The organism is Roseivirga spongicola, assembly GCF_001592965.1.
Taxonomy (GTDB): Bacteria; Bacteroidota; Bacteroidia; order Cytophagales; family Cyclobacteriaceae; genus Roseivirga; species Roseivirga spongicola.
Genome location: NZ_LRPC01000001.1, coordinates 1,212,427 through 1,227,275 on the forward strand (window position 1 = coordinate 1,212,427; position 14,849 = coordinate 1,227,275).

Below are 14,849 nucleotides of genomic sequence, written 5' to 3' on the forward strand. Positions count from 1 at the left end.
CTTACTTAGATATGGAACTACTACGTTTCACGACTGCAGGAAGCGTAGATGATGGGAAAAGCACACTAATTGGTAGGTTACTATTCGACAGTAAATCAATTTTTGAGGATCAACTTGAACATGTAGCAACCTCCAGTAAGAGAAGAGGTCTCAGTCATACGGACCTTGCATTGTTGACAGATGGCCTTAAGGACGAGCGTGAGCAAGGAATTACGATTGATGTAGCTTACAGATATTTTGCAACGCCTAAAAGAAAGTTCATCATTGCCGATACTCCTGGCCATATTCAGTACACCAGAAATATGGTCACCGGTGCTTCTACAGCCAATTTAGCATTGATACTAATTGATGCTCGAAAAGGTATTGTAGAGCAAACTTGCAGACATAGTTTTATCGCATCATTGCTTCAAATTCCGCACATTATTGTTTGTGTGAATAAAATGGATTTGGTGGATCATAGCGAAGAGGCTTTCGAGAAGATTAAGTCCGATTACAAAGATTTTGCAGCAAAGCTAGATGTTAAGGATATCAGGTTTATCCCTATTAGTGCGCTTAATGGTGATAACGTGGTGAACAGGTCAGAAAATATGCCCTGGTATGAAGGGGCTACCTTATTGAATACGCTCGAGAACATTCACATAGCAAGCGATTATAATCACATTGATGGAAGATTTCCAGTTCAGACAGTATTGAGACCAAAGAGCGATGAGTATCATGACTATCGAGGTTATGCTGGTAGAATTGCTGGTGGGATTTTCAAAAAGGGAGATGAAATAACTGTTTTGCCTTCAGGGTTTACTTCTAAAGTGAAGCAGATTCACTTAATGGAGGAAGAAATTGAGGAGGCTTTTGCTCCAATGAGTGTTGCAATGACTCTTGAAGATGATATTGACCTTGGAAGAGGTGATATGATTGTGAAGACAGGTAATCAGCCAAATGTTTCTCAAGATGTAGATGTGATGCTTTGCTGGTTCTCACCACAAGGTCCTCAGGTAAGATCTAAGCACACGCTTATCCATACTTCCAATGAAGTAAAAGCTATGGTTAAAGATATTCATTACAAGCTAGATATCAATACCCTTCACAAGGAGCAATCATATGATAAGATTTCGATTAACGATATTATCAAGGTTTCCTTGCGAACTACGAAGCCAATTATGAATGACAGCTATCGTAAAAACCGATCTACTGGCGCCCTAATTTTGGTAGATGAATCTACCAATGAAACTGTAGCTGCAGGAATGATTGTGTAATGGGGTATTCCTTAGAAGAATTGTTAGCAATAGCTCGAGAAGCTTCGAGCCATGCCAGTAAGGAAATACTGAAAATATATGAATCTGAAGACTTCGGGGTAGACATGAAGTCCGATTCTTCTCCTTTGACGAAAGCAGATAGAAAAGGGCATGAAGTCATTTGCTCTTACCTTGAACAAACCGGTATCCCAATTTTGAGCGAGGAGGGTAAACATACTGCTTACAAGGAAAGGAAAAACTGGGAACAGCTTTGGATAGTAGATCCTTTAGATGGAACCAAGGAGTTCATCAAGCGCAATGGAGAGTTTACTGTAAACATTGCACTTGTTGAGAACCAAAAACCAATTCTTGGAGTAGTAGAAGCTCCAGTTTTGGGTATTCAGTACTATGGAACTCTTAAAAAAGGTGGCTTTAAAACAACTAATGGAGTGGAGGACAAATTGAATCCCATTAGAGCGTTTGATAGCAAAAGTAAAGAGTTAAAGGTAGTAGCATCAAGGTCTCACCTGAATCAAGAGACAGAAGATTTTCTAAATACTTTACATTCCCCAGAGATTGTATCAATGGGGAGTTCCCTAAAATTCATGATGATTGCCGAAGGTAAAGCAGATATTTATCCTAGATTTGCTCCTACCATGGAGTGGGATACCGCTGCTGCTCATGCAATTATTTCTTCTTTGGGTGGTAGGGTAGAAACTCCCCATGGTGTTGAATTAATTTATAACAAACACAACTTACTCAACCCATACTTTAGGGTTTATTAATCATGAGTGACAAAATCGCGATAATAGGATTAGGATACGTGGGTCTACCGCTTGCTGTAGCTTTTGCAGAGAAGTACCCAGTAGTAGGTTTCGACATCAATGAAGCCAGAATTAAAGAATTGAATGGTGGTCATGACCATACCTTAGAGGTTGAAGATAACTTGTTAAAGACTGTTTTAAGCGCTAAAGGTGATTCTAAAGGGCTGTACAACACCAATCTTTTAGATGATGTTAAGGGTTGTAATATTTACATAGTAACAGTCCCTACCCCAATTGATGATGATTATAATCCTGACTTAACTCCACTCATTAAGGCTTCTGAAACTATCGGAAGGGTTCTTAAGAAGGGAGATATTGTTATATATGAGTCAACGGTATATCCTGGAGCAACGGAAGAAGATTGCGTCCCGGTATTGGAGAGAATTTCTGGCCTAGCGTATAATGAGGACTTCTATTGCGGTTATTCACCGGAAAGAATCAATCCTGGAGATAAGGAGCACACCGTTACGAAAATCCTTAAGGTAACATCTGGTTCAAATCCAGAAATTGCAGAAAAGGTCGATCAACTGTATAAATCAGTTATTACAGCAGGAACTTACAAAGCAGCATCAATCAAAGTAGCAGAAGCTGCCAAAGTAATTGAAAACTCCCAGCGAGATATCAATATTGCCTTTGTGAATGAATTGGCAATGATTTTCAATAAAATGGGTATTGATACCGTAGATGTCTTAGAAGCTGCTGGTACCAAATGGAATTTCTTGCCATTTAGACCAGGTTTGGTAGGAGGACACTGCATAGGAGTAGATCCTTATTACTTAGCTCAAAAGGCTCAAAAGGTTGGATATTACCCACAGATTTTGTTAGCAGGAAGAAGATTAAATAATTCGATAGGACCTTATGTGGCCAGTGCAATGGTTAAACTATTGATGAAAAACGGATCGGTTGTCAATAAATCTAAGGTACTTGTGCTGGGAATTACCTTTAAAGAAAACTGCCCTGATATTAGAAACTCGAGAGTTATTGATATCATTAAGGAGTTACAGGACTTTGATGTTTGTGTCGATGTTTTTGATCCATGGGCAAATCCAAACGAAGTGAAGCATGAATATGGACTTGACTTAGTATCAAAAGATGTTCTGTCTGATACTGAATATGAGGGGGTTGTCTTGGCGGTGTCTCACAAAGAGTTTGGCGGTCAATTTATTGATGACCTTCCAGGAGACTCAATTATTTATGACGTTAAATCGTTTCTTCCAAGAGAAAAAGTAACCTCAAGATTGTAATGGCAAAAATATTAATTACTGGTACCGCAGGTTTTATAGGATTCCATCTGGCTAAAAGGCTTTTAGAAAGAGGAGATCAGGTAATTGGTTTAGATTCCATCAACGATTATTACGATATCCGTGTGAAACATGGTCGATTGGATCAGACTGGAATTGACATTAAAGATGTTCATTACGGCAAATTAGTCCAAAGTTCCAAATACCCTGCTTATCGATTCATTCAGTTAAAGTTAGAAGATGCTGAGAACCTAAATAAACTTTTTGCTTCAGAGCAATTCGATAGGGTTATCAATTTGGCCGCCCAAGCTGGAGTAAGATATAGTTTAGAAAACCCTCAAGCATATATTGATAGTAATATTGTTGGTTTCGTCAATGTTTTAGAGGCCTCCAGACACAATAAAGTAGGACACCTATCATACGCTAGTAGTTCATCTGTTTATGGGTTGAATGAAACAATGCCTTTCTCCATTCATCATAATGTAGATCATCCGATCAGTTTGTATGCTGCTAGCAAAAAGAGCAATGAGTTAATGGCTCATACTTATAGTCATTTATTTAACCTCCCTACCACAGGGCTTAGGTTCTTTACAGTTTACGGGTCGTGGGGAAGGCCAGATATGGCTTTGTTCTTATTTACCAAAGCAATTCTAGAAGGCAAGCCAATCAATATTTTTAACAATGGAGAAATGTCGAGAGACTTCACCTATGTTGATGATATCGTGGAGGGAGTGATTAGAGTAAATGATAATCCCCCTAAAGGAAATAAAGAATGGAGCGGTAAAAATCCAGATCCAGGTACCGCCAAGGCCCCTTATACTGTTTATAATATTGGGAATAATTCGCCAGTTAAGTTGATGGACTTTGTTTCTACCATTGAGAAGTGCTTGGGGATAGAAGCCAAGAAAAACTTTATGCCTATGCAGGCGGGTGATGTTGCAGCAACTTATGCCGATGTTCAAGATTTGATTGATAATTTAGGCTATAAGCCTGAAACCAGCTTGGAGTTCGGTGTTGGAGAGTTTGTGAAGTGGTACAGAAGTTTTTACTCCGTTTAGCTGTTTATTCGTGGATTTGTTCAGTATTTCCTAAACATATAAACACCTCAACGATTACTCGGGTAATCTGCAAATCAACGTATAAACGTAAGAACTATGAACTACACCTATTCTTTTGAAAAGCTGGAAGTTTGGCAAAATGCTCGCACACTGGTTAAATCAGTTTATTTACTCACAAAAAACTATCCTGATGATGAGAGGTTCGGCCTAGTTTCTCAAATGAGACGATGTGCTATATCCATTGCTTCAAATTTGGCAGAAGGAACAGCCAGAAGAACAATGAAGGACAAATCTCATTTTACAACAATGTCTTATGGTTCTGCTTTAGAGCTTTTAAATCAGTTGATCTTATCTCTCGACCTTGAATTTGTAAACGATCAAGAATATTCTGAAACAAGATCTCAGATTGAAGGGGTAACGAACAAACTGAATAGTTTAAGAAACTCGCAAATCAACAATTAAACAAATCAACGCATCAACATGAAAGAAATTAGAATGGTTGACCTTGTGGGTCAATACGCCAAAATTAAGGACGAAGTAAAAGAAGAGGTTAATAACATTCTTGAGTCTGCAGCATTTATTAATGGGCCTGCAGTTCATAATTTTCAGACCTCTTTAGAGAAATACTTAGATGTTAAGCATGTCATTCCATGTGCCAATGGAACCGATGCGCTTCAAATCATTATGATGGCCTATGATTTTCCAAAAGGGTCAGAAATACTTGTTCCATCTTATACTTATGTAGCCACGGTAGAGGTTATTGCCCTTCTTGGTTTTAAACCGGTCTTTGTGGAGGTTTATCCTGACACGTTCAATATCGATATTGAAGATTTGGAATCTAAGGTTTCAGAAAATTCAGTGGCAATTGTACCGGTGCATCTTTACGGACAGTGTGTTGACATGGAGCGGTTAATGAGTGTAGCAAAGACTCATGACCTAAAGGTTTTTGAAGATACTGCACAAGCTATCGGTGCAGAATATACGTTTTCTGATGGAGAGAAAGCAAAGGCGGGTACAATTGGCGATGCTGGGGCAACTTCTTTCTTTCCTTCAAAGAATCTTGGCGCTTATGGTGATGGTGGTGCTATCATGACCAATGACGATGAATTAGCTGCCAAACTTCGAATGATTGTTAATCACGGTCAAAGTAAAAGATACTATCATGATTCCATCGGGGTTAACTCGCGTTTGGATAGTATTCAGGCTGCCATTTTGAACGTAAAGCTCAAATATTTAGATGAGTACAATTCGGCACGATATAAGGTTGCTGATGGCTACTCAGACTCTTTTTCAAATGCTGGATGGATAACTCCTCCCCATGAGTCTCAATTCAGTACTCACGTTTATCATCAGTACACTTTAAAGTTGTCTGATGGAATTGATAGAAATGGATTAGTTGATTATTTAGCCTCTTTCGAAATTCCATCAATGATTTATTATCCTGTTCCGAACCACTTGCAAAAGGCATATTCATATTTCGGGTACCAAACAGGCGACATGCCAAACACTGAGGATTTATGTTCCAGAGTCATTTCATTGCCTATCCACACAGAAATGAGTGATGAACAGCTTAAGTTCATTGTAGATAAGGTACATGGTTTTCAAGGATAGTTTTAGGATCATTCCAGCCGCTTAATTAATCAGTTATTTCTGAGCAAAAATATTCCTCTTATTTTTTGTGATTATTTAAGAATGAGTAGATTTACTACTCATTGCTAGGTCTCATAATGTGACCGACCGGGCGAAGCTGTAAATAGCTAAATGTTAGAAGCTCTTATTTCTTCCAAAACCAGAATTAAACTTTTATTGAGGCTCTTCTTAAACCCGGAGAGCAAGTCTTATCTCCGTGGTTTAGCTGATGAGTTCGAGGAAAGTACCAACTCAGTGAGGCTTGAGCTTTCTCGTTTTGAGGAGGCAGGAATGGTAGAAAGTGAGCTGGTGGGAAACAAGAAGTACTACAAGGCCAATACGGGCTTTTCTCTTTTTAATGAGGTTCGAAGCATATTACTTAAGCAAACTGGGCTTAGCTCTATTATAGAGGAAGTCATAGAGAAGTTAGGAGATTTAAGATCAGTTTATTTAACAGGTGATTTAGCTTGTGGTAAACAATCCAATGTGATTAGCCTCGTTTTTGTTGGAAATCCCGATAGAGTTTATTTAACACACTTGGTAGATAAAGTTGAAGATTTGATCGATAAGAAAATCCAATATTTAAATTATACCGAGGAAGAAGCTAAGTCTTTAGATTTTGAGTCGGAGAAGTATCTGTTGCTGTGGAATGAGTAAGTCGGATTCAAGATATTGGACAGCATTTTATACTAAGCCACGTAATGAGAAAAAGGTGGCTGAGAGACTTTCGGAGCAAGGTTTCGATATATATTGTCCAACAAGAACTGTTATTAAGCAATGGTCGGACCGGAAGAAGAAGGTTAAAGAACCTGTTTTTAATTCGTACATTTTTGCGAATGTTGATGAATTAGAAAGACAAGAAATACTTCGAGACCAAGGTGTAGCCTCTTCCGTGTTTTGGCTTAAAAAACCAGTTGTAATTAGAAGTTACGAGATTGAGGCAATAAGAGAGTTCTTAGAAGATTACCCTGAAGCAAAAGCTGAAAACATAAACCTTAAATATGGGCAGGAATTAGAGATTTCTGATGGTCCTTTAAGAGGAGAAAGAGGCGAACTAATTAAAAGGAAAGGAAATAGGGTGATCCTCAATATTTTATCCTTGAATTATTCTTTACAAGCAGAAATATCTGTTTTAAAAGTTCAAGAGATATAAAATGCTTATTCTTGCAGATTAATAGATATTTATGTTAATAACTACTTTCAAAAGAGCACTACACCTAATCTGCTTTTTGTTATTAATAGTTAATCTGAACGACTCGCATGGACAAACCTTCATGGGGCAGGATTTAAAAACCATTAATGTAGATGAGATGTCCGATGAGGAGATTCTCAGATACATGAAGCAAGCAGAAAGTAGCGGGTATACTGAACAACAAATGGAGGCTATTGCTAGACAGCAAGGAGTGTCTGAGTCCCAAATCGCTAAACTTAGACGAAGAGTGGAGCAGCTAAGGCTCCAAATGTCCCAACAAGGTACGGAGTCCCAAACTGGTCAAAATCTCACAAGCGGAAGACAAGGCTCTCTACAAACAGGCTCTGATATCTTTGGCAAGGACCCATATGAAATTCCGGAAGAGGACTTAACTGAGGAGCAGAAGAAGATTTTTGGTTATGATCTTTTCCAAAGAGAAAACCTCAATTTTGCACCTAACTTGAATATACCTACCCCTGAAGATTATACTTTGGGTGCTGGAGATATTATTGTAGTTGATTTATGGGGAGCTACTCAAATTTATAATAGACTTGAAGTTTCACCGGAAGGCACTATCAGACCAGATAATTTAAGTCCTATTTATGTAAATGGATTGTCCATTAAAGATGCTGAAAAGAAAATCATCGATAGATTAAGCCAGATTTATAATGGTTTAAAGGGAGAAAATCCGTCCATTTTCTATCAGATTAGTTTAGGCAATGTTAGAACTGTTAATGTTTCCGTGGTTGGAGAGGTTAACCAGCCGGGGAATTACTCTCTATCTTCTTTGTCCACCGTTTTTACCTCTCTTTATGCTGCAGGAGGGCCGAATGAACAAGGTACTTTTAGAAATATACAGCTAGTGAGAGATGGGAAGCTCAAAGCTACTATTGACCTCTATGACTTTCTTATCAATGGCTTTCAAGATAATAACTTGAGAATCAAAAGCGGTGATGTTGTAATAGTTCGTCCTTTCGAATCGAGAGTTGAATTGGAAGGTGAGGTTAAGCGTCCTGGATACTATGAAGTTCTGGACGGTGAAACTTTTGAGCAATTACTAGCTTACGCTGGAGGGTTTACTAATACTGCATATAAAGCTTTGGTTACTGCTAGAAGAAATGGACTTAAGGAAAGGGAAGTAATAGATGTTAATGCATCTGAGTTTAATGAGTTTGAACCGAAGGATGGTGATATTTTTCAAATCACACCAATACTTGACCGATATAGAAATAGAGTTCAAATAGATGGAGCCGTTTACAGAGAGGGGGAGTATGAATTAACTCCTGGTTTGACATTGAGGAAATTGATTGAGAAAGCAGATGGCTTAAGAGGCGATGTATTTATGAATCGTGCTACAATCTATAGAATGAATGAGGACTTTTCTCAAGATGTGATTCCTATAGATTTAGGGCAACTAATGAATGGTACTATTGAAGATGTTCTTTTGGTAAGAGAGGATATAGTGAGTATTAGTTCCATTTACTCTTTAAGAGAGGAATATATTGTACAGATTTCAGGAGAGGTTTTAGAAGGAGGAGTGTATCCTTTCTTTAGACGAATGACTGTTCAAGACCTCATAATTTTAGCTGGAGGTTTGACAGAGGGAGCATCTGGAGCTATGGTTGAAATCTCTAGAAGAAATACTAGCCCTTCATTAAATACAATGGCTGAGATAATTACTGTTCAGGTTGATAAGTCACTCTCTTTGTCTGCTGAAGATAGAAATATTATGCTTCAGCCTTTTGATCAAATCTATATACGGAAAACACCTGGTTATACTATTCAGCAACAGGTAACAGTTGAGGGAGAAGTAATCGCTCCTGGAACTTATTCTATTAGTAGAAAGGACGAAAGAATTTCTGATATATTGAAAAGAGCCCAAGGCTTGACTACCTATGCTTACCCTGAAGGAGCTATTCTGGTAAGAAAAACGGAATTCTCATCATCAAAGACAAACGATCAAATTTCACAAGAATACTTACAGCAACTAAGGTCAAAATTGTTAAGCGATGAATCTGCTTTAAAAAACATAAGTCAAACAAGGTTGATTGAACGGTTGAACAAGATACAAAATAAGATTGCTCCAAATAATGAGGCAGATGTGGTAGGCTCTCGAGTTAGAAAGGAAAACATTTTGGACATTCAAGAACAAGACTCTTTAATTCGAGATATAGAAATTAAAGAGGAGGAACCTACTGTATTAGATTTGGTGAAAATTTTAGACGCACCGGGTTCCAAGTACGACTATATTGTAAAAGAGGGGGATGTTATTTCCATTCCGCCTAAACTGGAAACAGTAAGAATTGCTGGAGAAGTCATATCTCCATTGAATGTGAGGTACGATGAGGATTATGACTTTAAAAATTATATCAATGATGCAGGTGGTTTTACTGCTGTAGCTAAGAAGGGAAGAAGCTATGTACAATATCCTAATGGCAGAAGTAAACAAACGAGAAGATTTTTATTCTTTAAGTTTTACCCAAAAGTCGAACCTGGGTCAACGATTTTTGTGAGTAGAAGGCCGGACAGGGAGCCTGTTAATTTTCAAGCAATAATTGCGGCCGCTGGTTCGGTGGCTACGCTTGCTTTGGTAGTAGATCGGCTGTCTAACTAATTAAAGTATGAAGTTTAGTAAGATAATAGAGGTAGGTAATAAACAAATTGGAGGAGAAAATCCATGTTTTGTCATAGCTGAGGCTGGTGTTAATCACAATGGTGATTTATCAATGGCCAAAGAAATGATTGATGTTGCAATAAATTGCGGTGCAGATGCAATCAAGTTCCAGTCTTTTATAGCAAAGGAACTCATCTTATCCAACGTTGGTATGGCCACTTATCAAAAGATTAATTTAGAAAAGGAGGGGTCTCAATTTGAAATGTTGAAACAACTTGAGGTGTCAGCAGAAAAGATGTTAGAGCTAAAGCTGTATGCAGATTCCAAAAATATAACTTTTCTCACCACGCCCTTTGATCAGGTTAGTCTAGATGCACTGGATATCTGTGATTTGGATGCTTACAAAGTAGCATCCACAGATACAACAAATCTTATGTTTCTAAAGAAGATTGCTAGAAAGGGCAAACCAATGCTGCTTTCTACAGGTATGACTTATATGTCTGAAATCAGGTATGTTTTGGAGGAGATTTCGAAGATAAATAAGAATATTATTTTGTTACATTGTACTTCGAATTACCCTACTCCACCTCAAGAAGTGAACCTTGAAGTGTTGAGGTCATTTAATCATGAGTTTGAAATTATAACTGGATTTAGTGATCACACAGAGGGAGTAGGAGCTTCACCTTATTCTCTAATGTATGGTGTGAAAGTTATTGAAAAACACTTTACTCTCGACAAGAATCTACCTGGGCCTGACCATGTGGCCTCTCTTGAGCCCGATGAACTTACCCTGTTTGTTAATGAAGTTAGAAAGGCTGAAAAATTTATTGGAAGCCCAATTAAGTTTCCGACAATCAGTGAGTTAGGCACGAGAGCCTCACTTCAAAAGTCAATAGTAGCAGCAATGGATATTCAAAAAGGAGAAATTTTGACTTTAGAACACGTAAATACAAAAAGAACTGGAGGAGAAGGTATTCCAGCTTTATATGTAGATCAAATAGTTGGTAGAAGAGCAAAGAGGTCTTTTCAACGGGATGAAGTTATAGAATTATAAAAGGAGGGGGCTAACAGTTGTCAATTTTTGTATCATCAGCCTGTATTAGGGAGAGAAACCTTAAAAAAAATGTTCTTGAATTGAAACGATTAGGATTTCGTTCTGTAGAACTCACAGGTGGTCTCCAGTTTTCAGGTTCCAATATTTCAGAGATCAAGAATATAGTTGAACAAAGCGATGTAAGTTTGCAGCTTCACAATTATTCTCCTCCGGTTGAAAAGGATTTTGTCCTAAATATGGCATCCCTTAACGAGAAGACATTTCAGCGTTCATTGTCTCATGTTCAATCTTCTTTGAAACTGTCGGAAGAGTTAAACCTAGGAAAGTATGCTGTTCATGCAGGTTTTTACATTCCTATCGAAGCAGATGAGTTGGGAAAGGTTATCACCAAAAGGGTGCTTTACGACCGCAAAGAGTCCTTTGAACGATTTGTAAGCACCGTTACAAATTTATATTCTAAAGGTATAGGTGATCTTTACATAGAGAACAATGTTGTCTCCAAGGCTAACTTCGATGAGTATGGGGAGAATCCATTTATGTTGACCTGTGCTGATGAATATTTTGAGCTCAAGGAAAGAATTCCTCAGTTAAAGATATTACTTGACTTTGCTCATTTAAAGGTTTCTTGCCAATCCTTGGGGTATTCATTTGAAGACGAGGCCTCCAGGTTGGTGAAAGAAACAGACTATGTACACGTAAGTGATAATGATGGTTTATCCGATTCCAATCAGGGTGTGAGCCAGGATTCAGAAATGTATGAAATTCTTAAGACGTCTCAGTTAAGAGGCAAAACAGTTACATTAGAAGTTTATTCTGGCTTAGAAGATTTAAAAAGAACTTACGATTTGATTGATCAATTGCAATGATAAAGTATCCAATTTATCAGCCTTCCATAGGAAGTCGGGAGAAGGAATTAGTTAATAATTGCTTAGACTCTTCATGGATATCTTCGCGTGGAGAATATGTTGACCTGTTTGAGGAAAAACTGTGCCAGATAGCAGGTGTCAAACATGCCATAAGTATGCATAATGGTACTCATCCACTTCATATTGCATGTCTTTTATTAGGCCTAGATGGAGAAAGTGAGGTTATCATGCCGGTTTTTTCCTATGTAGCGACAGCGAATGCCGTTGCCTATTGTGGAGCTAAGCCCATTTTTGTAGATATTACTCAAGATGATTGGAACATAGATGTAAGCAAGATCGAAGACCAAATTACTTCAAATACCAAAGCTATAATTGCTGTTGATATTTATGGTTATCCAGCTAACTACAGGGCCTTGAGAGAAATTGCACAGAAGTACGATATTCGAATCATTGCTGATTCTGCGGAGTCTATTGGTGCGGAGTATTTGGGTCAGAACTCGGGTGCATTTGGTGAATTATCTACCTTCTCTTTTTTTGGTAATAAGACTATCACCACTGGTGAAGGTGGAGCCCTTCTTACCGATGATGATGACTTTGCAGAGAAAGCACGACAATTAAAAAATCAAGGTAATTCAACTACCCAACGCTATTATCATGATGTGTTGGGATACAATTATCGGATGACCAACATTCAAGCTGCGATTGGATTGGCTCAATTAGAAAAATTGGATGCCATTCTCGAAAGAAAGCGTGAAGTCTACAAAAGATATCATACTAATTTGAGTCAATATGTTCAATTTCAAGTGCCCAAAGAGCACGTAAATCCTTCATACTGGTTAGTTTCATTTTGTCTTCCTCATGGAGTATCTAGGTCAGGTCTAGAAGACTTCATGTCACGTAAAGGAATTGAAACTAGGCCATTTTTCACCTCAATGGATGATTTACCCTACTTTGAAACGGGTAATTTCGAGCAGTCAAAAGATATTTCTAAAAGGGGGGTGAGCATACCAAGTTATCCTCAATTGACAAATGAAGAAATCGATTATATAAGTCAATGCGTAATTGACTTTTTAAGTAGTTAATAAATGAAAAGAGCATTAATCACTGGTATCACCGGTCAAGATGGATCATATCTGGCAGAGTTTCTTTTAAACAAAGGTTATGAAGTCCATGGACTCGTGCGCAGAGCTAGTCTAGAACAAAAGTTGAGAATTGATCATCTTTATAAAGATCCACATAAAAAATCTAACTTCAAGGTTCACTATGGCGACATCACAGATTCAATGAATGTTACTCGTTTAATTCAGCAAATTGAACCAGACGAAATATACAATCTAGCGGCTCAAAGTCATGTAAGGGTCAGCTTTGAAATTCCTGAGTATACTGCGAATGCTGATGGACTTGGAACAATGAGGGTGCTCGAAGCTATTCGTATTTCTGGGCTAACCGAAAAAACTAGAGTATATCAGGCTTCAACTAGTGAACTTTATGGTAAGGTGCAGGCCGTCCCTCAGAACGAAGAAACACCCTTTTATCCAAGAAGTCCATATGGTGTGGCCAAAATTTACGCTTACTGGTTAACAGTTAATTATCGGGAGGCTTACGGTATGTTCGCCTCGAATGGCATTTTATTCAACCATGAATCGCCTAGGAGAGGAAACAGCTTTGTAACAAAAAAAATTGCAATGGCTGCATCGCAAATTAAAAAAGGTGAGAGAGAAAAACTCTATCTGGGCAACTTAGATGCAAAACGCGATTGGGGATACGCTAAGGAGTACGTAGAGTCTATGTGGCATATTCTTCAGCATCACGAAGGTGACGATTTTGTGATTGCCACAGGCGAGACCCACTCTGTCAGAGAATTTGTAGAGCTCGCTTTTGGTCATGCCGGAATTGAGTTGGATTGGGAAGGCGAAGGTGTAGATGAAAAAGGAGTAGACCGCAAGACGGGTAAGGTGATTGTAGCCATAGATCCTTGGTACTTCAGGCCAACAGAAGTTGATTTATTGATTGGCGATGGTACTAAAGCAAAAAAACTCCTTAACTGGGAGCCCAAAGTGAAGTTTGAAGAGTTAGTGGGAATAATGATGGAACATGAGTTAAGACAGGTATGAGATTAAATAGCCTTTTGCTCAATAGGTTAAAAGATATCCGTGGCTTTTTTCTAATCTCATTGATTGTCAACTCCTTATTAAGAAAAAATCGATTTCTAAATTACTTACATGTGAATTCGATTTGAGCTGACCTATATTATTCTCTTTATTAACAATATCTTAAAGAGAATGCTATTAAAGTTACCATAAAAACTAAGGTTAATAAAACAGTGATTAATTTGAATGAAGCTTTAGTAGTAATTCCTGCCCGAGGAGGATCCAAAGGGTTGAAAAGGAAAAACATAAAACTACTCGGGGGCAAACCCTTAATTCAATACACCATAGATGTAGCACTAGAGCTGTTTGAGGAAGAACAAGTTTTAGTTTCTACTGATGATTCGGAAATAAAGGATATTGTCGAAGAGTTGGGATTAAAAGTACCATTTACCAGGCCGGCAGAACTGGCCACTGATCAGTCTACCTCTAGAGAGGCCCTGCTTCATGCCATTGGTTGGGCAGAAAACAATGGTATGAAGCCTGATATAGTGATCATGTTGCAACCTACCTCCCCTTTTCGCCAGGCCGTTCACATTAAAGAGGCCCTTGAAAAGTACCATGCAGATTTGGACATGGTAGTTTCTGTCAAGAAGACCAAGTCCAACCCCTATTTTGTGCTGTTTGAAGAAAATGAACATGGATACTTAAGGAAATCCAAAGACTCAAATGTAACCCGAAGACAAGACCTGCCAACCGTGTGGGAGTATAATGGCGCGGTCTATGTCATAAATGTTAACTCATTGAAAGAAAGGGATATTCATCAGTTTGAAAGAGTTACGGGTTTTGAGATGGATAAAGAATCATCAGTAGACATCGATGACATCTTAGATTGGAAATTTTCGGAATTATTAATTTCTAAGGGTTAGAAGGGTATACTTGTATATTGACTTTATTCTTGATTTATATTGTTCTGAGTTAAAAATCTGATTTAATAGATTTTTATTATTTTATTTTTATAAATATTATATAAATCATTAAAATAATATGTT

General features: G+C 38.0%; 14 protein-coding genes. All 14 read left to right on the forward strand.

All coding sequences use genetic code 11. From position 1 onward, the window contains the following. Positions 1–11: 11 nt before the first annotated feature. The 14 genes from AWW68_RS05265 (at position 12) to AWW68_RS05330 (ending at position 14,726) form a co-directional block, all read left to right on the forward strand. Complete coding sequence (locus AWW68_RS05265) at positions 12–1,253, forward strand: sulfate adenylyltransferase subunit 1 (protein WP_221405967.1); 1,242 nt, start codon at positions 12–14, stop codon at positions 1,251–1,253. Further along, a complete protein-coding gene (gene cysQ, locus AWW68_RS05270; RefSeq protein ID WP_068217388.1) occupies positions 1,253–2,017 on the forward strand; it encodes a 3'(2'),5'-bisphosphate nucleotidase CysQ in 765 nt (254 codons plus the stop codon). The genes AWW68_RS05265 and cysQ overlap by 1 nt, the downstream gene beginning before the upstream one ends. A gap of 2 nt (positions 2,018–2,019) precedes the next feature. After that, entirely contained in the window at positions 2,020–3,300 is a 1,281-nt protein-coding gene (locus AWW68_RS05275) for a nucleotide sugar dehydrogenase (RefSeq protein ID WP_068217391.1), read from the forward strand. Beyond that, a complete protein-coding gene (locus tag AWW68_RS05280; RefSeq protein WP_068217394.1) occupies positions 3,300–4,355 on the forward strand; it encodes an NAD-dependent epimerase in 1,056 nt (351 codons plus the stop codon). Before AWW68_RS05275 ends, AWW68_RS05280 begins: the two co-directional genes overlap by 1 nt. 96 nt (positions 4,356–4,451) lie before the next feature. Further along, the gene (locus tag AWW68_RS05285; protein WP_068217397.1) at positions 4,452–4,817 is read left to right on the forward strand and encodes a four helix bundle protein; all 366 of its coding nucleotides are present in this window, start codon (positions 4,452–4,454) and stop codon (positions 4,815–4,817) included. Between the two features lie 18 nt (positions 4,818–4,835). After that, complete coding sequence (locus AWW68_RS05290) at positions 4,836–5,966, forward strand: DegT/DnrJ/EryC1/StrS family aminotransferase (RefSeq protein ID WP_068217400.1); 1,131 nt, start codon at positions 4,836–4,838, stop codon at positions 5,964–5,966. 150 nt (positions 5,967–6,116) lie between these two features. Further along, positions 6,117–6,641, forward strand: a complete 525-nt coding sequence (locus AWW68_RS05295; protein ID WP_068217403.1) for a winged helix-turn-helix domain-containing protein — start codon at positions 6,117–6,119, stop codon at positions 6,639–6,641. Continuing rightward, a complete protein-coding gene (locus AWW68_RS05300; RefSeq protein ID WP_068217406.1) occupies positions 6,634–7,137 on the forward strand; it encodes a UpxY family transcription antiterminator in 504 nt (167 codons plus the stop codon). The genes AWW68_RS05295 and AWW68_RS05300 overlap by 8 nt, the downstream gene beginning before the upstream one ends. Positions 7,138–7,258: 121 nt before the next feature. Next, positions 7,259–9,790, forward strand: a complete 2,532-nt coding sequence (locus AWW68_RS05305) for an SLBB domain-containing protein (protein ID WP_221405968.1) — start codon at positions 7,259–7,261, stop codon at positions 9,788–9,790. Between the two features lie 7 nt (positions 9,791–9,797). Next, on the forward strand, positions 9,798–10,844 hold the full coding sequence (locus AWW68_RS05310) for an N-acetylneuraminate synthase family protein (RefSeq protein WP_068217412.1): 1,047 nt from the start codon (positions 9,798–9,800) through the stop codon (positions 10,842–10,844). Between the two features lie 80 nt (positions 10,845–10,924). Beyond that, entirely contained in the window at positions 10,925–11,710 is a 786-nt protein-coding gene (locus tag AWW68_RS05315; RefSeq protein ID WP_157717534.1) for a TIM barrel protein, read from the forward strand. After that, on the forward strand, positions 11,707–12,792 hold the full coding sequence (locus AWW68_RS05320) for a DegT/DnrJ/EryC1/StrS family aminotransferase (RefSeq protein WP_068217418.1): 1,086 nt from the start codon (positions 11,707–11,709) through the stop codon (positions 12,790–12,792). Before AWW68_RS05315 ends, AWW68_RS05320 begins: the two co-directional genes overlap by 4 nt. Before the next feature lie 3 nt (positions 12,793–12,795). After that, complete coding sequence (gene gmd / locus AWW68_RS05325; protein ID WP_068217421.1) at positions 12,796–13,824, forward strand: GDP-mannose 4,6-dehydratase; 1,029 nt, start codon at positions 12,796–12,798, stop codon at positions 13,822–13,824. A gap of 209 nt (positions 13,825–14,033) precedes the next feature. Continuing rightward, entirely contained in the window at positions 14,034–14,726 is a 693-nt protein-coding gene (locus AWW68_RS05330; RefSeq protein ID WP_245660210.1) for an acylneuraminate cytidylyltransferase family protein, read from the forward strand. The last annotated feature ends 123 nt before the right edge of the window (positions 14,727–14,849 follow it).